Raw genomic sequence first — 23,710 nt, 5'->3', positions numbered from 1 at the left:
AATTGATTGTCATTGATTTTGACCTTTTTTTTTCTCATGTTCGTTTACCGCTTAGGGGAGCTTTTAAATATATACTTTTTACTTGAAATAAATGCGAACAAACGAAATTTCTTTTAGAATAAGATACAGTGAGACGGATCAAATGGGAGTTGTCTATCATGGAAACTATGCTCAGTATTTAGAATTAGCAAGAGTTGAATGGTTAAGGTCGTTAGGAATTTCTTACAAAAGTATGGAGGAGGGCGGAATTATGCTTCCGGTGATTAGTTTGTCCATTAAATATTTGAAATCTGCGAAGTATGATGATTTGGTAACCGTAAAGGTAATTTTGACGAAAAAACCTGCGGTTAGAATTGAATTTGATTATGAAATGACAAATGAAGCGGGAGAATTATTGGCGACCGCAAATACGGTTTTGGTATTTATGGATATGAAAAGAAATAGACCCACTAAATGTCCGCAGATATTATTGGACAAATTGGAATATTAAAGATTAGACGTTTGCCTTGATTTCTAATTTGTGATGTGCTTTAAAAAGTTTCATTGTTTTTTTAAAATCACTTTTATTTACAGCTAAAATCATTTTGCATTTCAAATGCAAATCTTGTGATACAATGGTTAGTTGGTGTTTTTTGACCAAACGCATTACGATGTCCATTTCTGAATATTCAAAAGTAACGGTTAGTTCTTCTTGTAATACTTTGGTGATTATTGCCGCATTTTCCAATGCTAGCTTTGCAGTTTCCTTGTAAGCACTGATCAATCCACCAACACCTAGTTTGGTGCCGCCAAATATTCGTACCACTGCAACTAGAATGTTGGTTACATCAAAAGATTGTATTTGCCCATAAATTGGCATACCGGCAGAATTGTTGGGTTCTCCATCGTCATTGGCACGATAAGACTTGGATTCAACACCCATTTGCCATGCGTAGCACACATGGTTGGCGGTTGGGTATTCTTTTCTTAATGCCTCTATGTGTTCTTTAATACTGTCTTCGTCGTAAACCGGAAAGCAATACCCGTAAAATTTACTTTTTCGCTCTTTGAACAATATGGGTTCAGAAGGTTTTGAAATGGTTTTATAGGTGTCCATATACGTAGTGCCAAGCAGAATTTAAAGGTACATCATTATTTTAGGACCAAAAGCCACCAGAATAATACTGAAAATTGCCAAACCTATACCAAACCAGTTTTTAATGCTTAATCTTTCTTTAAACAATAGTATGCCTAAAAGCGTGGAGAACATTACAATGGCCACATTGTTAATAGTAAACACAGATGCACTGTTCCAAGTTGGGTGCTGTAAGGCTTTTAATAAGAAATATATGGAGAAGTAATTGGGGACACCTAAACAAATTCCACCAATAATATTTTTGAAATTTATTTTTAATCGTTGTTGGGTGGATTTATATGCGATAAAAAATAAGCCGAATATCCCTGCAGATGCAAATACCGTTGCGGAGAACAGTGCGTATTCTTCTTCGGGCATATGTGCATCTTGAAAGTATTTTATGCTTGTGTCTATTATGCCTGATCCTAGAAAAACTAAGACCGGTAGGGCAAATGCCCATTTTTCAGCTTTTATTTTGTTTTCCTTTAAAGAAGTGAAGTAAACGGCCAACAATGCGAGAATTATTCCTAAAATTTCTAATATGCTTAAAACTTCCCTGTAGAAGAATACTCCAAACAATACCGGAATGGTGAGTGACATTTTAGTGGCAACAGAAGCTACGGATACACCTAGCTTTTGTGAAGTGGCTGCCATTAAATTAAATATTAGTATGAAAAATAGACCAAGAAGTAGACTTCCCCAAAACCAGCTCTTTTGTGGTATGTCATATACATTGATCGGTTCTTTATAATATAGTAAGCCGACAATGCAAGCAATGAAGTAGTTAGTGATAATGGCATAAATTGTTTGTACCCGATACTTGGCATATAATTTAAAAACCACAAAGATTAAGCTGGAGAAAAGAATACTGAGCGCTAAATACATTTATACTATGCGGCTTAAAGTTTCTAAAACATCTTCTTTACCTACTTGAAGATTCCAACACTGTATTCCTAGTTTAGACGCGCTATCTGTGTTTTCTTTGGTATCATCAATGAAAAAAGTTTCTGATGCGTTCAAATTATTATCGCTAAGCACCTTTTCATATATATTGGCATTAGGTTTTCGCATTTTCATTTCTTGTGATAGGTAGAACACCTCAAAACAATTTTTAAACCTTAAAAACCGCTCCATTCCCATAGACTCCTTAACCTTGTCAATGTGAAGATCGTTAGTATTGCTCAACAAGAACAGTCGGTATTGATTGTCGGCTTTCAACTTTTCAATAAACTTTAGGCGTTCTTCCGGAAAGTCCAGTATAATGGAGTTCCAGGCATCTATAATCTGAGTTTTAGAAGCGTTGGTGAAAATGCCTTGTAGTTTTTCAACAAACACGTCAGACGTTATTAAGCCCATTTCATATGACTTGAAAATGGCATCTAAATCCGGAGTCAATTCGGTAAATCCAAATTTTGCCATTTCTATTAATGGCGCTTGTTTGTCAAGATTGATAAATATATCACCAAAATCGAAAATTATATTTTTAATCATTTCTAAGTATGGTTAGTTGGTCGGTCAAAATTTTTATTTGTTTTATTATTCGTCCTGTGGGTTTTGGAGCTTTTATTCCTTTTTGAAATTCGGTTGCTCCTTTGAAGATTCGAGCTTCGTCCCATAAGTCAGCATCAATAAAACTTTGCAATGTTTGTGATCCGCCTTCAATAATGACACTTTGTAGCTGCTCTTCAAACATCAGATTACATAATTGCAGTGGTAATTGAGATTCAAAATTCAAAATTTTATAGCTAACACCTTTAACGTACTTTGTGGTATCTGCTATTTGTGTACATACTATCGTTTTTTGCTTTCCATCTAAAACATGAAAATCTTTAGAAATCCTTAGATTTCTATCAAGAACAATTCGTGTAGGTGCTTTTCCCGTCCACTGTCTAATATTCAATTGTGGGTTGTCAGCTAACACAGTGTTGGTACCTACTAGTATACTTGGTTCTTCACTACGCCATTTGTGTACCAATTGCCGAGATTTGGTGTTTGTAATCCAATAAGGCTTCTTTTCTTCTTCTCGTTTTAAAGACTCTGGAGCAATAAATCCGTCAGATGTTTCCGCCCATTTTAAAATAATGTAGGGCCTCTTTTTGGTAAAAAAAGTTAAGAATCGTTTATGGTGTTCCGCGCATTCTTGTTCTAAAACACCAACATTTACTTCGCAACCCGCCGCTTTCAATTTTTTTATACCATTACCGGCTACTTTTTCATGAGGGTCTTTTAACCCAATGACAACCTTAGGTATTCCCATTTTTACGATTAAATCCGCACAAGGTGGAGTTTTGCCATAATGAGAGCAAGGTTCTAAGGTTACATAAATAGTAGCATTTTTGAGTAGCGTACTGTCTTTTACCGAGTTTATAGCATTCACCTCGGCATGTGAACCACCATAAGCACTGGTAAACCCTTCACCAATAATAGTGTCATTATACACAATTACTGCACCTACCATGGGGTTGGGCGCTGTAGTACCCAATCCGTTTTTTGCAATTTCAATACACCGTTGCATATATTTCTCATCTGCAGAAAGTGCGTTTGATTGAGATGGTATTGAATTTGTAGAATCAAGATTATTAATGGACATCAAACTTTACCTTTATACGCATATCACGTATCTTCACACCTCAAAAATAGTACTTTAAAACCTATTGCATAGTTCATATGGAAAATGTCGTGATACGTGAAATTAAAAAGGAAGATAATCCGCAAGTTGCTAGGGTAATACGGCAGGTATTGGAAGATTTGGGAGTGCCAAAAGTGGGCACGGCCTATGAAGACCCTTCATTGGATAACATGTATGAGCATTATAATAAACCCAAGGCCACTTATTTTGTGATCGAAGAAAATGGTTCAATTTTAGGCTGTGCCGGTGTTGCACAACTAGATAATTACAACGGTAATGTTTGTGAGCTTCAGAAAATGTACTTTTTGCAAGAAGCCAGAGGCAAAGGGGCAGGTCATAAGATGATCAATGTATGTTTGGATAAAGCCAAGGAATATGGTTTTGATGCCTGTTATTTGGAGACAATGCCCTATATGGAAGCTGCCCAAAAATTGTATAAGAAGATAGGCTTTGAATATATAGATGCCCGTATGGGAGATACCGGTCATTATTCCTGTCCTATATTTATGCTTAAAACATTTTAATTGTGCAGTTAAAAGAGGTTAAGAATATTTTTCATGCAGAATTAGATGCTATCTATGGAAAAGATGAAGTAAACAGCTTTTTCTATCTACTTATTGAGCACTATTTTGAATTAGAACGTTTTGTATTGGCGTTACAACCTAATCTTAATATAGAAAAAGAACAAGAGACTATATTGTTTAAGGCGTTATCCGAATTGAAGTTACATAAACCTATTCAACATATTACAGGTACGGCATATTTTATGGATTTGGACTTTACCGTAAATGAACACGTATTAATACCTAGACCAGAAACCGAAGAATTGGTTCGTTGGGTGTTGGATGATGTCAAAGAAGTAAAACATTCCTTAAGTATTTTAGATATGGGTACAGGCAGTGGTTGTATTCCTATTTCGTTAGATAAAAATCTGGTGGATGCTAAAGTGTATGCTTTAGATGTTTCGCCTCAAGCCTTAGTGGTTGCTGAAGAAAACAATAGAACGCTTGGTGCAAATGTTACGTTTGTTAAGGCGGATATGTTGTCCTTACATTCTAAAACCTCAGCAAAAGAATTAGATCAAAAATTTGATATTATTATTTCCAATCCGCCTTATGTGCGAGAATTGGAAAAAGCAGAAATGCAAAATAATGTAATAGACCATGAGCCAAGTTTGGCACTTTTTGTTCCAGATGAAGACCCGTTAAAGTTTTACAAGGCAGTAGTAAATTTTGCATCTGAACACTTGAATAAAAATGGTTGTCTGTATTTGGAAATCAATCAGTATTTAGGAGAAGAAACCAAGCAAATATTACAACAATCTAACTTTAAGACTATTGATTTAAGACTAGATATGTTTGGTAATGACCGTATGATAAAAGGAATAAGAAAATGAAAAGTATTGTAGTGTTTTGCGGTAGTAGTGAAGGTATTGTTTCTGATTATGGAGTAAAAGCATATGAACTGGGAGAGACTTTTGCAAAGAAAGATATAAAGCTTGTATATGGTGGAGCCAAAATTGGCATTATGGGTAAAGTTGCCGAAGGTGTTTTAAATAATAAAGGAAAGGTAATAGGGGTAATTCCTGTATTTTTAAAGAAAAAAGAAGTAGTTCATGAGGGGTTGACAGAATTGATTGTCACCCAAAATATGCATGAGCGCAAATTAAAAATGCATGAACTATCTGACGGAATAATAATGCTCCCTGGAGGATTTGGTACTTTAGAAGAGTTTTTTGAAATGTTGACTTGGTCGCAGCTTGGGTTGCATCAATACCCCATAGGAATTTTGAATACCAATGGTTTTTACGATTCCCTATTGCAAATGATGCATGACATGGTCCAGAACGGATTTGTTAAAAAAGAACATTTAAATACTATTTTGGTAGATGATACTATAGAAACCCTATTGCATAAAATGGAAAACTATACACCATTGCCTATACCAAAATGGATCAATAAAGAACAGCTTTAATAATTATGAAGGCAAAGATTGAAGAACTAAGAAAAGAGTTGCGAGAGCATAATCACAATTATTATGTGTTGGATAACCCGACCATTTCAGATTATGAATTCGATATGAAATTGAAAGAATTACAGGATTTGGAAGCTAAACATCCTGAATTTTATGATGCCAGTTCGCCATCATTACGTGTAGGTGGTATGATCACCAAGAATTTTGCAACCGTAGTTCATGAGCATAGAATGTACTCTTTAGATAATTCATACTCTAAAGAAGATTTAGAAGATTGGGAGAAACGTATTCAGCGTAATTTGGGAGACGTACCTGTTGAATTTACTTGTGAGTTAAAATATGATGGCGCATCTATCAGTATAACTTATGAACAAGGTAAACTGGTAAGAGCGGTTACCCGTGGTGACGGAATTCAAGGGGATGATGTTACCAATAATATAAAAACCATTAAATCGGTTCCGCTCCAGTTAAAAGGAGATTATCCAGATAAGTTTGATATACGAGGAGAAATAGTATTACCGTTCGACGGATTTCAGAAAATGAACGAAGAACGCATTGCCAATGGAGAAGAGCCGTATATGAATCCGCGAAATACGGCATCGGGTAGTTTAAAACTTCAAGATAGCAGTGTTGTTGCACAGAGACCTTTAGATTGTTTGCTGTACAGTATTGTAGGTAGAAACCTGAATATTGACTCTCAATTTCATATGTTGGAGAAAGCACGAGAATGGGGCTTTAAAGTACCAACTGTTGCCAAACTTTGTAAAACTACAGATGAGGTAATGGCATTTGTTGAGGAGTGGGATGTAAAACGCCATGAGTTGCCTTATGAAACCGATGGTGTGGTCATTAAAGTAAATAGCCTTCAAAACCAAGAAGAACTTGGTTTTACCTCAAAAGCCCCACGATGGGCAATGGCGTATAAATTTAAGGCAGAACAGGTTTTTACCACTTTAAATGAAATTACCTATCAAGTAGGGCGTACAGGCGCAATAACACCGGTAGCCAATCTAGAACCGGTATTATTGGCAGGTACAACGGTAAAAAGAGCATCGTTACATAATGCCGACCAAATAGAAAAATTGGATATTAGGGTAGGCGATACCGTATTTGTAGAAAAAGGCGGAGAAATTATCCCTAAGATTATAGCGGTAGATCTTTCGAAAAGACCAGCAGATTCCCAACCAACGGAATATATTCATGAATGTCCAGAATGTGGTACCGAGCTTACTCGTACAGCGGGTGATGCAAAACATTATTGCCCAAATGAATACGGTTGTCCGCCACAAATAACCGGTAGAATTCAGCATTTCATTTCTAGAAAGGCGATGGATATTGAAGGTTTGGGTGGCGAGACGGTAGAATTACTGTTTAAAGTAGGGTTGATAGACGATTATGCCGATTTATATAAACTCACCAAAGAAGATGTTTTACCCTTAGAACGAATGGCAGAGAAGTCTGCCGAAAATTTAGTAAACGGAGTAGCGGAATCTGTAAAAGTACCTTTTGAACGTGTGTTGTTTGCTTTAGGTATTCGCTTTGTAGGCGAGACCGTGGCTAAGAAATTGGCAAAAGCATATAAAAACATAGATGCTTTAAAAGAAGCGACGCTAGAGCATTTAACTTCTGTAGATGAGATTGGGGAGCGCATAGCGCAAAGTGTCATCGACTTTTTTGCGAACGAGAAGAATATAGATGCCATAGAGAGATTACGAAGCTTTGGCGTACAATTATCAATATCTGAAGAAAAGTTACAAAATCAGACCGATACCTTGGCGGGTAATACCTTTGTGGTTTCCGGAGTATTTGAGATTTTAAGTAGAGATGAGCTCAAAAAGAAAATAGAGGATAATGGTGGTAAAGTAGGCTCTTCTATATCTTCTAAAACTAGTTATTTGGTTGCGGGAGATAAAATGGGACCTAGTAAGCTTGCAAAGGCAGAAAAACTGGGTATACCCATTATCAGTGAGCAAGATTTTATAAACATGTTAGCATAGATCATTATGGATATTTTTACAATAATTTCAGTACTTGTTTTTCTTTCGGCAATTTTTGGATATATAAATGCCCGCTTTTTAAAACTACCCAATAGTATTGGCTTAATGTTGATTACAATTGTGTTTACTTTAGCTGTATTTGCCATAGGCTATATAGACGATACGTTAATAAACGCAGAACGCTACATCATTACACAGATAGATTTCAAGTCTGTTCTGCTAGATATAATGTTGAGTTTCTTGTTATTTGCAGGGGCGCTGCATACCAATTTTGAACAGCTGAAAGTACAACGTTGGCCTATATTGGTGTTCTCTACACTAGGTGTTTTGGTGTCTACCTTTTTAGTGGGGACCAGTATGTATTATTTGTTGCAGTTGTTGGGTATGCAGATCAATTTCATTTACTGTTTGTTATTTGGATCTCTTATATCACCAACAGATCCTATTGCCGTTTTGGGAATTTTAAAAAAGGCTGGTGCGCCAAAAAAGTTGGAAACCAAAATTGTGGGAGAATCATTGTTCAATGACGGAGTAGGGGTCGTTGTATTCTTAACGATATTTCAACTGGCATCTGCAACCGAGGTAGCTGTATCTCCATTAGATATTATAGAACTATTTGGAGTTGAGGTAATTGGCGGGTTGGCATTAGGTCTGGCCCTAGGTTGGGGAACGTATAAGTTAATGCGATCTATTGACGATTATGATATAGAGGTGATCATTACATTGGCAACGGTAATGGTAGGTACATTGATAGCACAGAAATTCCATTTATCGGCACCTTTGGCAATGGTAGCTGCAGGTTTGGTGGTTGGTAACGACACCGTTCGTAATTCTGCCATGTCAGAGACCACGGAGACTTACGTAGATAAATTTTGGGAGCTTTTAGATATTCTGTTGAATACCTTGTTATTTGTATTGATAGGGATGGAAATGCTGGTACTGACATTTAAAACAGAATATATTCTTGCAGGTTTATTGGCAATTCCGCTAGTATTGCTTTGTCGCTATCTTTCATTAATGCTTCCTATTAAATTCTTTGAAAAGAAGTTGGATTTTGTGCCAAGAACCAATTTGGTCATGACATGGGGAGGATTACGCGGTGGTATATCTATAGCATTGGCATTAGGTCTTTCAGATGACATGCATAGAGACGCTTTTTTAGTGATAACCTACATAGTTGTGGTGTTCTCGATAATAGGGCAAGGCTTAACCGTTGAAAAATTGATTAAAAGCGTAGTGAAATGATACCTAAGACCTATCTTGAATTTGAAAAGAGTTTGGAATTCACCAATGTGCCAAAAGATTGGTCAAACGGACTAAAAGCTGCATGGTACGATGCCAAAGGCGATTGGGAAGCTTCTCATAATATTGCCCAAGACATGCACAATGAACTTGGTAGTTGGTTGCATGCCTATTTGCACAGAAAAGAAGGTGATCGGTTTAATGCCGGATATTGGTATAGATTAGCGAATAAAGAATATCCCACAATTACCTTAGACGAGGAGTTAAAGATGATTGTGGAATCTATTATTATGAGTTAAGTACTAATTTGTTTCCTCCAGTTCTATTGCATGTGTTACCTCACCGCTTCCTCTAGAGTCTTTAGCTTTTACTTTAAAAACGGCATTGCCATTAAAGTCTGAATTAAATCTTATAGTAGCAATAGATTTAGAAGTAGAACCGGTAGCACTTTCTTCGATATTAATAATTTCCATACTCCCAGACTCAATAGTCCATGTGAAAAGAGCAACTCGAGCGTTATATTCTGCGGCGAACGTTATGGTTTCGTTTGGCAAAGCATAGTCTGCACCATTCAAACAAACCTTAACTCCTGTAGGTGAAAAGTCTCCTAAATTACATGTGGTAACACTTTTTGGGTTTAAACTTGCATCATCATTGTCATCATTTGAACATGAAAATTGAAATGTAGTTATGACGATTAGAAATAATAGTTTAATCGACTTTTTCATTGGTGCAGCTTTAAATTGGTTATAGTAGGAAATAATAACTCTAAAATAGGAAAAATAGTACATAGAATTATCTGTTCAACATTTTTTATATCTTATTATCCCTTTGTAGTTGAAAGTTTCCATTTTGGTCTATCATTTTAGAAAATCGGCAAAGTTCCTTGAACGAAGATGCAAGAACTTTGTAGTATGAAAAAAATATCAAACTTCGGAATATTTACACTGCTGTTCGTCAGTAGTTTAACGATAATGGTAGGTACGGTGATAGCACCTTCATTATCAGGAATAATGCAGCATAAAGATCTAAGCTTTTCACCAAGTTGGTTAATTACCTTACCATCATTGGGTGTTGTGGTTTTTGCCCCGATTATAGGACGCACCTTGAATAAACTGGGAGCATTAAAACTGTTGTGTTTTGGTTTAGTGCCTTATGCGTTTTTAGGAGTTATTGGTGCGTTTATAGATAACGATTATGTTTTAATTGTTGATCGGTTTTTATTGGGTGGGGCAACGGTTGCAGTTCAGGTTTCCGTAACAGCTTACATTGCAGAAAAATTTAGCGGTGAACATCGAATGAAAATGATTGCTTGGCAAGGAATGGCAATTGAGTTAGGTGGTGTCGTTTTCTTGGCAATTGGGGGTATTCTGGGTGAACTAAATTGGCAGTATCCTTTCTATATCTATCTGGTTGCATTGATCTGTTTGATATTAGTCTTAAAGGCATTGCCCAAGGTAAATAAACGTGTAGTTGATGAATCATTGAAAACGATAGTAACCAAAAAATATAAGCAAGGAGTCAAAGTAATATTTATTGCGGCTCTTTTAGCAATGATGTTGTTTTTTATAGGATTTGTGACCCTACCATTATATTTGCCATCTGCTTTTAATTTTAGTGAGTCGGAAACCGGCTATTTAATGTCCTTTATATCGCTGATTGCCATTATTACTGCGAGCCAAATGCCTAAAATGGTAAAATGGTTTGGAGACGGAAGAACGGTAGCGCTTGGTTTCTTATTCTTTATGCTTGGTTATTTGGTTCTGGCAACTACCATGAGTATACCGTTTTTAGGGTTGATAGCACTATTTATAGGAATTGGTTTTGGGTTTACGATCCCATTATTAAATCACATGATGATAGAGGTGAGCAATGCTCAAAATCAAGGTAAAAACTTAGGGTTGTTTTCAATGGGCGTTTTTGGAGGTCAATTTCTATCTACGTTTGTGGAATATATTTCTAACAACAACATGGCAATTTACGGGGTTTCAGCGGTATTTGCCTTGTTTATAGGTGTTGTTATATTTTTTAGTTTTAGAAAATTGAGAAAAGATTAGGGTTACTTGAATTCTAGTTATTTTTATAGACTTCTATGAAAGTTTATGAATTTGAATACCTGGAAAACTAAAATTAAGATTGATTTAAATTTCGATACAAAGACGGAGTTGTTATCAGGTAATTCTATGGGTATTTACTTTGAGTTTTATTCGGTAAATAACATTATTGTACATTTTAAGCCTTTAAATGAATTATTTAAAAATAGTGTTTACACCGGTAATAGCGGTGTGCTTTTAAATTTTGAGCGCGATTTAATAGATGAAGATGATGTAGAGTACGCATTAGATGTTATGTCGCTTTTCAATAAATACCCTCAATTAAATATCAGATCTGAAAAAGAAGTAACTCAAGTAAAGAAGTTGATTGAGATGTTGAAAGGTGAGTATTTTGGAGAGAACGTATCTTACATAATGCTTAAAACATTATTGAAAGTACTCTTGTTACATTTAATCCGGTTTCAGAACAATGAATTGTTGCCACAAGACATTCATCAAAAAAGAGTGTTTCAGTTTTTAGAATTGATGGAAATTAATTTTTTGAATGAAACCAATGCAGAATATTATGCAGATCAATTAGGGATAAGTACAAAGCGATTAAATCAGGTGCTTCAAGAAAAGTTGAACCTTACCGCAAAACAAGTGATACAGCAAAGACAAATAACAGAGGCAAAACGCAAACTTATAAGAAGCGAGATCACTACAAAGAAATTGGCTTTTGACCTAGGGTTTGAGTCTATAAGCAGTTTTTCCCGCTTTTTTAAAAAGAATGTGGGTGTTAGTCCAACCGCTTTCAAGGCTCAGCAAAAATCTTAAAATTTAAATTTGGAGCAAAAAAAATCGGAATTACTTAGTAATTCCGATTCTTGCAATGCTATAAAAGCAACTAGATCATTTTAAAATCCAGAAGAATTTCTCCTTCTATGGAAGCCTGTAAATGGTCTCCTTTAAAAGTTTCACCTGCACCAACAGCTGGCGTTCCGGTAAAAATCATGTCGCCCGGATTTAAGGTCATAAAAGTAGAAACAAAACTGATGATTTCGGCAAAGTTATAAATGATGTAACCGGTGTTGCCAACTTGCTTCTTTTCACCATTGATGACTAAATCAAAGTTAATATTATCCAATTCGGGAAAATCGGAAATAGGTTTAAAACCAGAAATAGGTGAGGCGCCGTCAAAACCTTTGGCCAAAGCCCAAGGACCTTTCTTTTCTCTGCTGGCAGTAAGTACATCCTTTGCTGTATAATCTATTCCAATACCTATTTCGGAAATGTATGAGTTTGCTTGCTCTACAGAAACGTTTTTAGCAGTTTTACCAATTTTCACGACCAATTCTACCTCATAGATCAATTGATTGGTAATCGCAGGGAATTCAACATCCTTGCTTTCCGTTACCAATGATGAATCTGGTTTGGTGAATATTAGTTGTACATCATTTTTTAAATCATCAATTTCAGATTTATCTAAAACATAGTTTTTGCCAATGCCTATAATTTTCATTGCTGAGGTGTTAGAGTATTATTAATTTTGAAGTGAAATTAAACAATCTGGCGAGTATTATTTATTGTTTTAATTGAAATCACATTAACATCATTTTTTGTTTAAAGATGAGGTATATATGTTATGATATAGTATGGATTGTTTTAAGCGCCGATATGGTAGCTTCTTTTCTAATGGCATTAAATTTTTGAATATTGATTGTGTCACTCTTTGGTTCAAGATTAGTAGCAAAGAAATAAACATCGTTGCCTACTTCTATATACCCAACGAACCAGCCATTATATTGGTTGTTGGCAATAGATAATCCGGTTTTTCCGCTAAGTGTAAAAGCGCTATTTTCATCAATGAGCAAAATGGTCTTTACGATTTTTGTAGTTCTTTTGGATATGGGAAGCTTATTGGTATAAAATCGTTTTAAGAAATCTATTTGTTGCATTTGGTTTATTCTAGATTCGCCTTCTAACCAAAAATCGGTAATGTTGGAATCATCAATTTTTAAATTGCCATATTGCAATTTATTTACATACTGGTTCATTTGTTGAGGTCCAATTTTTGACGCCACTGACTGATAACAAGGAACGCAAGAAAACTGAAATGCATCACGTAAAACTAAATCTTGCTCCCAGAGATCTAACCATTTTTGTTCTCCATCCCATTTAAATATTGTTGAATCGCTTTCAATAACTCCCGTTTCCAATCCAATAATAGTATTTATGATTTTAAAGGTTGATGCTGGCAGTTTACCTTGTAATGCCCAATCAAAATTATTGGAATAGTAGGTGTCTTTAGTAAGGTTATAAATTACAATAGAACCGTTAGTATCTTCCTTATCAATGATAGTTTGAATTTCAGACTTTTTAATTTTGTTTATATTCCTCTCAACGGTTGCCTCTTCTTCAGTCTTCTTTTGTTGTTTACAAGAGGTAAAACAGATGAATAAAAATAAGAGTAAATGTAATTTCATGAGGTAAATGCTTGGATAGAATAACGATGATTTAAATATAATCAATCGGTGTTTAATCATTTACGGAAAATACTTTTGAATTAAATGTAAAGCAATAAAAAAGCGACAGTGAATGAACATTGTCGCCAAATGATTTAAAATCTATTGAAGTAAATAAGAATGTGGTTAGTAAAGACTACCCATTGCATCTATTTTCTTTTCAAGATATTCTTCTTTACTATTTTTCAATTGATTTTGCTTTGCTAAAGCTGTCAACTTAAGATTGTTTTTAATGGAGAATTTAAGCTTCATATATTTCTCTTGTAAAACACCAAGATGATCCTCAAGCCCTTCAGAATGGATGTTTAATTGCATAATTTTAAAATTTAGATATATTCTAAGGTAAAAATTAATTGACTGATAATCATTTATTTAAATGGAAATTGAATGTAATTAGGTGAGAAATATGAATTTGATTTTATATAGGGTTCTTAATTACTGAACTCTTTTTTTAGAGGTGTTTTTTTAATGTATTCGTAAAATAGGTATATGCCTTAATAATTGATTTGGATTGGATTTAGGAAGGTTTCAAATATTTCTTAAAACAAACACTATTCTCCATTTCCTCGTAGGGCGGATAGTTTTCAATAATTTTGTAGTTGTTCTTCTTATACAGTGCAATAGCTTCCGGTTGGCGCAATCCGGTTTCCAAAACAGCGTAGGAGTAATTTAATTCTTTTGCCCACTCTTCTAGTACCCTTAGTGCTTTTGAGGCAATGCCTTTTCCTCGAAAATCTGGTTGAACAAACATTCGCTTAATCTCGACCGAGTCTTCATTAAATTCTTTGAATGCGCCACAGGCCACAAGTGTTTTGTCCGAATAAAAAACAACACAGTTTTTCAATGCATCAATACCGTTGAATTGTGCGTAGAAAGCATTTTCATCACCATCACGTAATGCCAAATCAGCATCGAGCAAAGCAACTAATTCTTTAAAGTTTTTATTATCACTAGAACAACGTTTATAGTAAAGCATAAGAGGTCTCTTTTTTAGACTTTAATGGAATATCCATCCGCATTAACCGTGCTATTGTCAAAATAAAAATCAATTCTACCTAGATTTACTCCAAAACACCCAACTTGATTTACAAGAATATCACGCTCTACGGCATTACTAACTACAGTAGGTTGATCTAGAAAGGTGTGAGTGTGCCCACCAATAATCAAATCTGTATATTTCGTTTTTTTAGCGAGCTTTAAATCATCTGGTTTTTGACTTTTATACTCATACCCTAAATGAGAAAGACATATGACCAAATCGCACTTTTCTTCTTCTTTAAGTTTAGTTTCCATATCTATCGCAAGTTCATAAGGGTCAAGAAATACGGTCTCTTTGTAAAGTTGTTTGGTTACCAATCCGTCCAATTTAATTCCTAATCCGTAAACACCTACCTTAATTCCGTCTTTTTCATAAATTTTATAAGGCTGTGTTAATCCGTCTAAAACGGTATTGGAAAAATCATAATTAGCACTGATAAAATTAAACTTGGCATATGGCATTTGAGCCAATAGACCGTCAATACCATTATCAAAATCATGGTTTCCAATGGTAGTAGCGTCATAATTGAGCATGCTCATTAGTTTAAATTCTAACTCACCGCCATAAAAGTTGAAGTATGGAGTACCTTGAAAAATATCACCGGCATCAAAAAGAAAAGTATTCGGATTCTCTTTTCTGATACTATCTACCAAACCAGCTCTACGCGCCAAACCGCCTAAGCCTGGAAAATCTGCATGATTGTTAGGGAAAGCGTCTACGTGACTGTGTACGTCATTGGTGTGTAAAATGGTAATGTGTTTTTTTGTGGCAACGTTGCAAGAGTTTAAGCTAAGTCCGCCCAAAGTCAATAAACCAGAGGTTGCAGCCGTATTTTTTATAAATTTTCTTCTTTCCATTTTACTGTAATTGATAATATCTTAAATCTACTTTTGGGGCTAGGGTATCCACTTTGGAAAAGAAATCTATCATGGTATTTCTTATTTTGTAATCGGTTTCCGTTTTTGAAATGGCATCTTTGAAAAATCCCATATTGTCGCCACCAGTTACCAAATAATCTGATGTAGCCACATAGTAGGATTTATTTTTGTCAATAGGTTTACCGTCCACAGTAAAGGCTTTGACTGTGTTATTTTTATTCAATATAAGCTGTGCGCCTGCAATGGGGTGCGCTCGTTTAGAGTGTATAAGGTAGTCTACCATTTTCATTAACGATTCACCTTTTAATTCTACTACGACAACGGAATTTTCAAAAGGCATTACCTCATAAGCGGTTCTGGAAGTAACGTTGCCTTTGGAGATAATAGAGCGTATACCGCCATGGTTCAATAAAACCATATCTATATTGTGGCCAGTTCGTTTCTTGAATATAGGATTGGTTTCACTTAGAACAATATCCGCCATTAAATTACCCGCTGTAGTGTTGAATTTTCCATCGGTTTTAGATATAACGAACGGAGCATAGGCCAACGTACTATCTAAAATACTTTCTACACGATCATGAAAAGGTTGAATAAATTTTTGAATACTGTCAACAGTGGTAAAACTGCTATCAATTGCTATTTGCTTGCCAGTCAGTTCGGTAAGGTGTTCCGGAGCATTTTTGCAAGACGCTAAAACCATAAATGTTATAAATATAACATAATGTTTTATATTTAAAATATCAAAGTGTTTTAACTTCGCCATATAGTTGCAGGGATATTATTTACATTTGTCTAAATGTAAAAATACATGTTTTTAAAAGGAATTAAGGACAAGTTTAAACGGAAATCTGGCCGTAAAATATTAAAACAGTTGGTGGCAACACCAATTGCTGTAACGCGTGAGAGTAAAGGAATACGTTCTGTAGGTTGTATTGTGGATCTAGATAAGTTTGAGAAATCTGAGGTGTTTTTTCAGTTTCAAGAAGAGTTATCATTACATCCAAATGCGGTGAAAATTATTGGTTATAAACGTTTTTATGATAAAAACTCGCCATATGCCACTCCAGTTTTTTCAGATAAAGATCTTGGGTGGAACGGCGATATAGAGAACAGTTATGCCCTTGAATTTTTAGGACGTGAATATGACTTATTGGTGAATTATTATAATGAGGACAGCTTACTGTTAAATTTAATGTCAGTAAAGACCAAGGCTCGTTTAAAGGTAGGTTTTAAAGAAGTTGGGCCTACTTATAATGATTTAATGTTAGATACGCCGTTAAAGGACTTTCAGATATTTAAAAAAGAATTGAAAAAGTACTTGGGCATTTTTAAGGAGATTTAGTTATGAAAGAATTAAGAGGAGCAGGGGTAGCGTTAATAACGCCATTTAAGGAAGATGGATCTGTAGATGTTGAGGCTCTTAGAAAAGTTGTAGCCTTCAATATTGAAGGTAACATAGATTATTTAGTAGTGTTAGGTACAACGGCCGAGTCAGTAACGTTATCAAAAGCGGAAAAACTATTGGTAATGCGTACGGTAGAAGAGGCAAATGCTGGTGCATTACCATTGGTGATAGGTATTGGTGGTAATAATACCGCTGCCTTGGTAGAAGAATTACAATCTGCGGATTTGTCCGCATATGATGCCATACTTTCTGTTTCTCCATATTATAACCGCCCAACCCAAGAGGGAATTTATCAACACTTTGCTGCACTTTCACAAGCATCTCCCTTACCTATAATTTTATACAACGTACCAGGTAGAACCGGAAGTAATATGTTGCCGGAAACCGTTGTTCGTTTAGCAAAGAAATTTGATAACATTGTTGCGGTTAAAGAAGCTTGTGGAGATATGACCCAAGTACAAGAATTGATTTCAAAAAGACCAGAAGGCTTTTTAGTACTTTCAGGTGATGATATTACTGCATTGCCTACAATTGTTGCTGGAGGCGATGGTGTAATTTCGGTTATTGGTCAGGGGCTGCCAGAAGAATTTTCTAAAATGGTTCATGAGGGCTTAAATGGAAATACCGAAGTGGCTTATAGCTACCATTATAAAATGCAAGAAGGTATGAAATTGATCTTTGAAGAAGGCAATCCAGCAGGCATTAAGGTAATTTTTGAATATTTAGGTTTGGCTAACCCCTTTGTAAGACTGCCTTTAATTGTTGCATCGGATGCTTTAAAGCATAGAATTGTTTCATTTATGGAATCTATGATACGTATACCTGCATAAATATTCGTTAAATCTTCATTGAGTAGGGCATTCTTGTGGTTTAAAGCCTGTATTTTTATTGGATTATTTTGTTTTTTAAATCCATTGATAATCACTAATTTTGCAAAATGTTTTTTAAAATGAGGAGAGTTTTTCCAATAGTATTGATTGCCATTGCTTTACAATCTTGTAGCGAGTACCAAAAGGTACTTAAGCATGATGATGTAAAAGCCAAATATGATATGGCAGAAACATTCTACGAAGAAGGAGATTTTAGAAGAGCAAATAGATTGCTTGAACAAATTGCCCCTAAATACGTAGGTAAGCCACAAGGGGAACGTGTTATGTTCTTTTTGTCCAATAGCTATTTTCAGCGTGGAGATTATAATATGGCTGGCTACCAGTTTGAGCGTTTTGTAAAGTCATATCCAAAAAGTGATAAGGCGGTAGAGGCTACTTTTTTAGGCGCCAAAAGTTATTACAAACTATCTCCGGAATATTCGTTGGATCAAACAGATACCGATAAAGCCTTGTTGAAATTGCAAAACTTCATCAATACCTATGCTGAGTCGGAATATTTTGCAGAAGCAAATGCGATGGCGCAAGAATTGACTACGAAGAAAGAGCAAAAGGCTTTTGAAATTTTAAAGCAATATAATAAACTAGGCGAGTTCAATTACGATATGCTGAAATCTGCAGTTGCGGCAAGCGATAACTTTGTAGCGGACAATCCGGGTTCTCCTTTTAGGGAAGAGGCCATGTTCGTAAAGGTAGAGGCTTTAACGCATATGGCGGTCAATAGTTTTGAACAGTTGAAGGAAGAACGACTAAAGAACGCAAAAGCGGCACATGCAGCTTTAATGAAACAGTTTCCTGAATCAAAATTTGATAAAGAGGCTACAGATTTAATTGAAAAGATTGATAAAGAATTACAACGCATGCAACAAGCGCAGGTAGTTGGGTCAAAATAAATAATGTAATTATGAATATGAACGATTTAAAAAACTCTAAAGCATCAGTATCTACGGTAACTATTAATCGTAATGAGTTTGATCAGCCTACGGAAAATATCTATGAGGCTATTTCAATTACTGCAAAACGTGCTATTCAGATTAACTCTGAAATTAAAAAAGAGCTTTTAGAAAAGTTAGAAGAGTTTGCTACTTACAGCGATAGTCTAGAAGAGGTTTTTGAGAATAAAGAGCAAATAGAGGTTTCTAAATTTTACGAGAAATTACCTAAGCCACACGCTATGGCGGTAGAAGAGTGGTTAATGGATAAAATTTACCACAGAAATACAGAAAAAGACGCTTAAGAAATATGTTGAACGGCAAAAATGTTCTTTTAGGAATCACTGGAGGCATTGCTGCTTATAAGACAACATTCTTAGTTCGTTTATTTATAAAAGCTGGTGCTAACGTTAAGGTTATCCTTACTGATAGTGCCAGTTCTTTTGTTTCTCCACTTACCTTGGCCACTTTGGCTAAAAACCCAGTTGTTCTAGATTTTGTAAAGACCGATGAAAATACGGTCGACTGGAACAATCATGTAGCATTGGGTTTGTGGGCAGACTTAATGGTCATTGCACCTGCAACTGCCAATACCATGTCTAAAATGGCAAATGGAAATTGCGACAATGTGTTAATGGCTACATACTTGTCAGCTAAATGTCCGGTTTATATTGCACCTGCCATGGATCTGGATATGTACAAGCATCCAAGTACAAAAAAATCTTTACAGCAACTTACATCCTTCGGCAATTTGGTGATACCGGCAACAAGTGGTGAATTGGCCAGTGGTTTGCATGGTGAAGGAAGAATGGCGGAACCAGAAGAAATCGTTGATTTTATAAAAAATCAATTGTCCAAAGGTTTACCCTTAACTGGTAAGAAAGTTTTAATAACGGCAGGACCAACCTATGAGGCTATAGATCCCGTTCGTTTTATTGGAAATCACTCTTCTGGTCTAATGGGTTTTGAGCTTGCTAAAACAGCGGCTAATTTGGGTGCCGAAGTGTATTTGGTTACGGGGCCTACAAAGTTGTCCGTTTCTCATGATAATATACATGTTGTTGATGTAGTTTCTGCAGATGACATGTATCACAGTGCTCAAATGTATTATGATACTGCGGATATTGTTATATGTGCAGCAGCTGTTGCAGATTATAGACCTAAAACCGTTGCGGAACAAAAAATTAAAAAATCCGAAGAAAACCTCACTATTGAACTAGTGAAGAATAAGGATATCTTAAAAACTTTCGGTGATCATAAAACGCATCAATTTTTAGTAGGCTTTGCCTTGGAAACCGAGAATGAGGTAGAAAATGCCAAGGGGAAATTAAAACGTAAAAATCTAGATGCCATTGTGCTTAACTCAATGAGGGACAAAGGTGCGGGCTTTGGGGGTAAAACCAATAAAATTTCATTTATAGATACCAATTCGAACATTACTACGTTTGAACTAAAGACCAAGGCAGAAGTTGCCGTGGATATCTTCAATGAAATTATTAAAAGACGGTATGCGTAAAGCGGTATTTTTATTTTTTTTCAACCTTTTTTGTTTTGTTTCCATTGCACAAGAATTAAACTGTGTTGTTACGGTTAATTCAGATCAATTGACTCAAGGAGATCTTCAGGTTTTTAAAACGTTGGAGCGCTCGTTGAACGATTTTATCAATAAATCAAAATGGACTAACCGTGTCTACAAAGAAAATGAGCGTGTAAATGCTCAAATGTTCATTACCATTACTTCTTATGAGTCTAACGTATTTAGCGGTAATATTCAAATACAATCGTCAAGACCAGTTTATAATACTTCCTATTCAACACCAGTATTCAATTATAAGGATAACGATTTTAATTTTCAATATATAGAATTTCAACCGTTGATATTCAACGAAAATCAGTTCGAGTCCAATTTGGTCAGCGTAATGGCATATTACGCATATGTGATTTTGGGCTTGGATGCCGATACTTTTTCTTTGGAAGGGGGTACTGATTTCTACAGAAGGGCGCAGAATATTGTAACTCAGGCTCAAGGTAGTAATTCTGCCGGATGGAGTCAGTCTGCCGATTCTAATCGAAGTAGATTTGAGTTGATAGATAATTTATTGTCCAATACCTACAGGGAGTATCGCATCGCCATGTATAATTATCATAGAAAAGGATTGGATATTTTGCCCGATAATAATAGTACGGGCAAGCAGGTCATTGCAGGGACCATGAATTTGTTCCAAACGATGATCAATAGGCGACCAAATGCATTTCTGATTTCTACATTTTTTGATGCTAAATCTGAAGAGATAAAGAATATTTTTTCTGACGGACCAAAGGTAGATATTGTAAAGCTTAAGGAAACCTTGAATAAAATAGCCCCTTTGTACGCAACTACTTGGAACGATATTAAATATTGAACCGTTTTACAAAACCGAATTATAGATTACCTTTGTGTATCTAAAATTCTAACGCGTGCTTTCAACCCTTACCATTTCCAATTACGCATTAATAGACAGTCTAGAAGTGGACTTTAATAAAGGTTTTACTGTTATTACAGGTGAAACAGGTGCCGGTAAATCAATTTTATTGGGTGGTTTGTCCTTGGTATTGGGCAAACGTGCAGATTTAAGTTCTTTAAGGGTCAAAGATCAAAAATGTATCATTGAAGGGACTTTTAAAATTGATACCTACGGTCTTCAAAGTTTCTTTGAGGAAAATGATTTGGATTATGAGGATAGTACCGTCATTAGACGTGAGATTTTACCAAGTGGAAAGTCTAGGGCGTTTGTGAACGATACTCCGGTCACTTTGGGGGTGTTGTCTACATTGGGAGAAAACTTAATAGATATTCATTCTCAACATCAAACCATGCAACTTACTGAAAATGATTTTCAGTTAAAATTGGTGGATGCTCTGGCTAATAATCAAAAACGGTTAACCGATTACAGAAAAGATTTAAAGATCTATCGTAAGGCTCAAAAAGAACTTCAAAATCTTATTGAAGTGCAAAGTACGGCTATTAAGGAGCAAGACTATAATACCTTTATGTTAGAGGAGCTTGAAAAAGCTCCGTTGAAAGAAGGTATTATTGAGTTGTTAGAAGAGGAGTATGAGCAATTGAATAATGTTGAATTGATCATGGAACAGCTTTCTAAAGGAGATCAATTGTTTAATGATGAGCAAATAGGGGTATTACCTTTGGTTACGGAAATGCGTCAATCACTTTCTAAATTGGTGGATTTTGGAGCTAATTATAAAGATTTGTACGAGCGTGTTCAATCGGTTTTGATAGAATTGGATGATGTAAATTCTGAATTGCAACACTTGCAAGACGGTGTAGAGGCAAACCCAGATCAATTGGAACAGGTTAACGGCAAGCTTCAGCTGCTATATGATCTTCTTAAAAAACACAACGCAAGTGATGTATTAGAATTGATCGAGATTAAAAATGCACTTGCGGATAAGGTATTTGAAACAGCTAATTTAGACGAGAAAATTACATTGAAGACCAAGGAGATTCAAGAAATGGAATCTGTTTTGGGTAAGCAAGCTTTGCTTATTCGTGAAAAACGAAAATCTGTTATTCCACAATTAAAGAAAAAGCTGGAATCAGATTTAAATTTACTGGGTATGCCTAGCGCATCATTTCAAATAGGTCTTACCGATACCAGCACTTTCTTAGCAACTGGTATGGACGAACTATCGTTTCTATTTACCGCGAATAGAGGTGGTAATTATGGCGAATTAAAAAAAGTAGCATCAGGCGGTGAGCTATCAAGAATTATGCTGGTTATAAAAGCATTGCTTGCCAAATATGAAAAGTTGCCTACCATTATGTTCGATGAAATAGATACTGGGGTGTCTGGCGAAATATCTAATAGAATGGCAGATATTATGAAAGATATGAGTGCGGACCTTCAGGTATTTTCCATTACCCATTTACCTCAAGTGGCATCTAAAGGAAATCATCACTTTAAGGTTTTTAAAACTGAAGTTGCTGAACGTACCATGACAAATTTAAAAGAGCTTACCAATGAGGAAAGAGTTGTGGAACTAGCACATATGCTAGGTGGTAAAGATTTGTCAGATTCGGCATTGGCACATGCAAAGCAACTTTTAAATTAAGGGTTTTTACAGGTCACTTCAATTTTGTTTTAACATATTTTAGATATCTTTGAATATTAAATCAAACTATACAATTTACCATCATGGGATATAACTTATTAAAAGGAAAAAGGGGAATTATTTTTGGAGCATTGGATGAAAATTCTATTGCGTGGAAAACAGCACAAACTGTACATGATGAAGGTGGTACCTTTGTTTTGACAAATGCCCCAATTGCCATGAGAATGGGTCAAATAGACGAGTTGGCAAAGAAAACCGGTTCAGAAATTATTCCTGCAGATGCTACTAGTGTTGAAGATTTAGATAATTTAGTTGCTAAATCTGTTGAGATTTTAGGAGGAAAAATTGACTTTGTATTACACTCTATTGGTATGTCTGTAAATGTACGTAAGGGTAGAGCGTATACAGATGAGAAATATGATTTTACCCAAAAAGGTTGGGATGTTTCGGCATTATCATTTCATAAGGTAATGCAATCGTTATATAAAGCAGATGCAATGAATGAGTGGGGTAGTATTGTGGCTTTGACTTATATGGCGGCTCAAAGAACTTTTCCGGATTACAATGACATGGCAGATAATAAGGCGTATTTAGAATCTGTTGCTCGTAGTTTTGGATACTTCTTTGGTAAAGAGAAAAAAGTTCGTGTAAATACTATTTCACAGTCACCTACGGCCACTACTGCTGGACAAGGGGTAAAAGGTTTTGACGGATTCATTAGTTATGCGGAAAAAATGTCTCCGTTAGGTAATGCATCGGCTCAAGATTGTGCTGATTATACCATAACCTTATTTTCAGATCTTACAAGAAAAGTGACCATGCAGAACTTGTTTCATGATGGTGGTTTCTCTAACACAGGAGTTAGTCAAGAGGTTATAGAGAAATTTTAATCAATATTTTAGTTTTCCAATTTCATTGGAGCCTATTCATTAAAGGAGAGTT

General features: G+C 35.5%; 28 protein-coding genes. 17 read left to right on the top strand and 11 right to left on the bottom strand.

The features are described 5' to 3' along the window. Nucleotides 1-91 precede the first annotated feature (91 nt). A complete protein-coding gene (locus tag YQ22_RS18775; RefSeq protein ID WP_058102981.1) occupies nt 92-490 on the top strand; it encodes an acyl-CoA thioesterase in 399 nt (132 codons plus the stop codon). A gap of 3 nt (nt 491-493) precedes the next feature. Here the strand turns inward: YQ22_RS18775 and YQ22_RS18770 are convergent, their stop codons facing one another. From YQ22_RS18770 to ribD, 4 genes are read right to left on the bottom strand one after another with little or no spacing between them, the layout of a single operon-like run. Beyond that, nucleotides 494-1,096 (bottom strand): IMPACT family protein, encoded by a 603-nt coding sequence (locus YQ22_RS18770; RefSeq protein WP_071342431.1) that lies wholly within the window; start codon nt 1,094-1,096, stop codon nt 494-496. Nucleotides 1,097-1,117: 21 nt separating this feature from the next. Beyond that, entirely contained in the window at nt 1,118-1,999 is an 882-nt protein-coding gene (locus YQ22_RS18765; RefSeq protein WP_071342430.1) for a GRP family sugar transporter, read from the bottom strand. Continuing rightward, on the bottom strand, nt 2,000-2,605 hold the full coding sequence (locus YQ22_RS18760; RefSeq protein WP_071342429.1) for an HAD-IA family hydrolase: 606 nt from the start codon (nt 2,603-2,605) through the stop codon (nt 2,000-2,002). Continuing rightward, nucleotides 2,598-3,629, bottom strand: coding sequence for a bifunctional diaminohydroxyphosphoribosylaminopyrimidine deaminase/5-amino-6-(5-phosphoribosylamino)uracil reductase RibD (gene ribD / locus YQ22_RS18755; protein WP_071342655.1), 1,032 nt, complete (start codon nt 3,627-3,629; stop codon nt 2,598-2,600). Before ribD ends, YQ22_RS18760 begins: the two co-directional genes overlap by 8 nt. A gap of 152 nt (nt 3,630-3,781) precedes the next feature. Here ribD and YQ22_RS18750 point away from each other — a divergent pair, with 152 nt between their 5' ends. The 6 genes from YQ22_RS18750 to YQ22_RS18725 are packed head-to-tail and all read left to right on the top strand — an operon-like array spanning nt 3,782 to nt 9,255. Then, nucleotides 3,782-4,267: a GNAT family N-acetyltransferase gene (locus YQ22_RS18750; RefSeq protein WP_071342428.1), complete on the top strand. Its 486-nt coding sequence runs from the start codon at nt 3,782-3,784 to the stop codon at nt 4,265-4,267. Between the two features lie 2 nt (nt 4,268-4,269). Then, the gene (prmC, locus tag YQ22_RS18745; protein ID WP_071342427.1) at nt 4,270-5,139 is read left to right on the top strand and encodes a peptide chain release factor N(5)-glutamine methyltransferase; all 870 of its coding nucleotides are present in this window, start codon (nt 4,270-4,272) and stop codon (nt 5,137-5,139) included. Next, nucleotides 5,136-5,717 carry a TIGR00730 family Rossman fold protein gene (locus YQ22_RS18740; RefSeq protein WP_071342426.1) on the top strand — a complete coding sequence of 194 codons (582 nt, stop codon included), beginning with the start codon at nt 5,136-5,138 and terminating at the stop codon, nt 5,715-5,717. The genes prmC and YQ22_RS18740 overlap by 4 nt, the downstream gene beginning before the upstream one ends. 5 nt (nt 5,718-5,722) lie before the next feature. After that, complete coding sequence (gene ligA, locus YQ22_RS18735; RefSeq protein WP_071342425.1) at nt 5,723-7,714, top strand: NAD-dependent DNA ligase LigA; 1,992 nt, start codon at nt 5,723-5,725, stop codon at nt 7,712-7,714. A gap of 6 nt (nt 7,715-7,720) precedes the next feature. Beyond that, on the top strand, nt 7,721-8,959 hold the full coding sequence (locus YQ22_RS18730; RefSeq protein ID WP_071342424.1) for a cation:proton antiporter: 1,239 nt from the start codon (nt 7,721-7,723) through the stop codon (nt 8,957-8,959). Further along, a complete protein-coding gene (locus YQ22_RS18725) occupies nt 8,956-9,255 on the top strand; it encodes a hypothetical protein (RefSeq protein ID WP_071342423.1) in 300 nt (99 codons plus the stop codon). The genes YQ22_RS18730 and YQ22_RS18725 overlap by 4 nt, the downstream gene beginning before the upstream one ends. Nucleotides 9,256-9,258: 3 nt before the next feature. Here the strand turns inward: YQ22_RS18725 and YQ22_RS18720 are convergent, their stop codons facing one another. Then, on the bottom strand, nt 9,259-9,684 hold the full coding sequence (locus YQ22_RS18720) for a hypothetical protein (RefSeq protein WP_156894601.1): 426 nt from the start codon (nt 9,682-9,684) through the stop codon (nt 9,259-9,261). 186 nt (nt 9,685-9,870) lie between these two features. Between YQ22_RS18720 and YQ22_RS18715 the strand changes: the two genes are divergently transcribed. Both YQ22_RS18715 and YQ22_RS18710 read left to right on the top strand, forming a co-directional pair. Beyond that, complete coding sequence (locus tag YQ22_RS18715; protein WP_071342421.1) at nt 9,871-11,013, top strand: MFS transporter; 1,143 nt, start codon at nt 9,871-9,873, stop codon at nt 11,011-11,013. A 45-nt stretch (nt 11,014-11,058) separates the two neighbouring features. Continuing rightward, the gene (locus YQ22_RS18710; RefSeq protein ID WP_071342420.1) at nt 11,059-11,826 is read left to right on the top strand and encodes a helix-turn-helix domain-containing protein; all 768 of its coding nucleotides are present in this window, start codon (nt 11,059-11,061) and stop codon (nt 11,824-11,826) included. Between the two features lie 70 nt (nt 11,827-11,896). Here the strand turns inward: YQ22_RS18710 and YQ22_RS18705 are convergent, their stop codons facing one another. From YQ22_RS18705 to YQ22_RS18680, 6 genes are all read right to left on the bottom strand, one after another. Continuing rightward, nucleotides 11,897-12,511 (bottom strand): fumarylacetoacetate hydrolase family protein, encoded by a 615-nt coding sequence (locus YQ22_RS18705; RefSeq protein WP_071342419.1) that lies wholly within the window; start codon nt 12,509-12,511, stop codon nt 11,897-11,899. A 121-nt stretch (nt 12,512-12,632) separates the two neighbouring features. Next, nucleotides 12,633-13,475: a class D beta-lactamase gene (blaOXA, locus tag YQ22_RS18700; protein ID WP_083414301.1), complete on the bottom strand. Its 843-nt coding sequence runs from the start codon at nt 13,473-13,475 to the stop codon at nt 12,633-12,635. Nucleotides 13,476-13,640: 165 nt separating this feature from the next. Continuing rightward, a complete protein-coding gene (locus tag YQ22_RS18695; protein WP_071342418.1) occupies nt 13,641-13,829 on the bottom strand; it encodes a hypothetical protein in 189 nt (62 codons plus the stop codon). A gap of 202 nt (nt 13,830-14,031) precedes the next feature. Further along, nucleotides 14,032-14,490, bottom strand: a complete 459-nt coding sequence (locus YQ22_RS18690; protein WP_071342417.1) for a GNAT family N-acetyltransferase — start codon at nt 14,488-14,490, stop codon at nt 14,032-14,034. A 14-nt stretch (nt 14,491-14,504) separates the two neighbouring features. Beyond that, on the bottom strand, nt 14,505-15,410 hold the full coding sequence (locus YQ22_RS18685; RefSeq protein WP_071342416.1) for a metallophosphatase: 906 nt from the start codon (nt 15,408-15,410) through the stop codon (nt 14,505-14,507). A gap of 1 nt (nt 15,411) precedes the next feature. Continuing rightward, the gene (locus YQ22_RS18680) at nt 15,412-16,197 is read right to left on the bottom strand and encodes a 5'-nucleotidase C-terminal domain-containing protein (RefSeq protein WP_071342415.1); all 786 of its coding nucleotides are present in this window, start codon (nt 16,195-16,197) and stop codon (nt 15,412-15,414) included. Nucleotides 16,198-16,242: 45 nt separating this feature from the next. Between YQ22_RS18680 and YQ22_RS18675 the strand changes: the two genes are divergently transcribed. From YQ22_RS18675 to YQ22_RS18640, 8 genes are all read left to right on the top strand, one after another. Then, nucleotides 16,243-16,776 (top strand): DUF6913 domain-containing protein, encoded by a 534-nt coding sequence (locus YQ22_RS18675; RefSeq protein ID WP_058102964.1) that lies wholly within the window; start codon nt 16,243-16,245, stop codon nt 16,774-16,776. Nucleotides 16,777-16,778: 2 nt separating this feature from the next. After that, nucleotides 16,779-17,669 (top strand): 4-hydroxy-tetrahydrodipicolinate synthase, encoded by an 891-nt coding sequence (gene dapA / locus YQ22_RS18670; RefSeq protein WP_058102963.1) that lies wholly within the window; start codon nt 16,779-16,781, stop codon nt 17,667-17,669. A 119-nt stretch (nt 17,670-17,788) separates the two neighbouring features. Continuing rightward, on the top strand, nt 17,789-18,619 hold the full coding sequence (locus YQ22_RS18665) for an outer membrane protein assembly factor BamD (protein WP_232231245.1): 831 nt from the start codon (nt 17,789-17,791) through the stop codon (nt 18,617-18,619). A 17-nt stretch (nt 18,620-18,636) separates the two neighbouring features. Further along, nucleotides 18,637-18,963, top strand: coding sequence for a DNA-directed RNA polymerase subunit omega (locus YQ22_RS18660; protein ID WP_058104250.1), 327 nt, complete (start codon nt 18,637-18,639; stop codon nt 18,961-18,963). Nucleotides 18,964-18,968: 5 nt separating this feature from the next. Then, complete coding sequence (gene coaBC, locus YQ22_RS18655; protein ID WP_071342413.1) at nt 18,969-20,174, top strand: bifunctional phosphopantothenoylcysteine decarboxylase/phosphopantothenate--cysteine ligase CoaBC; 1,206 nt, start codon at nt 18,969-18,971, stop codon at nt 20,172-20,174. Next, nucleotides 20,167-21,060, top strand: a complete 894-nt coding sequence (locus YQ22_RS18650; protein ID WP_071342653.1) for a type IX secretion system protein PorD — start codon at nt 20,167-20,169, stop codon at nt 21,058-21,060. The genes coaBC and YQ22_RS18650 overlap by 8 nt, the downstream gene beginning before the upstream one ends. A 55-nt stretch (nt 21,061-21,115) precedes the next feature. Further along, nucleotides 21,116-22,768, top strand: a complete 1,653-nt coding sequence (gene recN, locus YQ22_RS18645; RefSeq protein ID WP_071342412.1) for a DNA repair protein RecN — start codon at nt 21,116-21,118, stop codon at nt 22,766-22,768. A gap of 83 nt (nt 22,769-22,851) precedes the next feature. Then, nucleotides 22,852-23,658 carry an enoyl-ACP reductase FabI gene (locus YQ22_RS18640; protein ID WP_058102959.1) on the top strand — a complete coding sequence of 269 codons (807 nt, stop codon included), beginning with the start codon at nt 22,852-22,854 and terminating at the stop codon, nt 23,656-23,658. The last annotated feature ends 52 nt before the right edge of the window (nt 23,659-23,710 follow it).

The organism is Maribacter sp. 1_2014MBL_MicDiv (assembly GCF_001865655.1).
In the GTDB taxonomy this organism is placed as follows: domain Bacteria; phylum Bacteroidota; class Bacteroidia; order Flavobacteriales; family Flavobacteriaceae; genus Maribacter; species Maribacter dokdonensis.
Note: the sequence above shows the minus strand (reverse complement) of the source record. Positions and strands in the feature narration are given on the sequence as shown.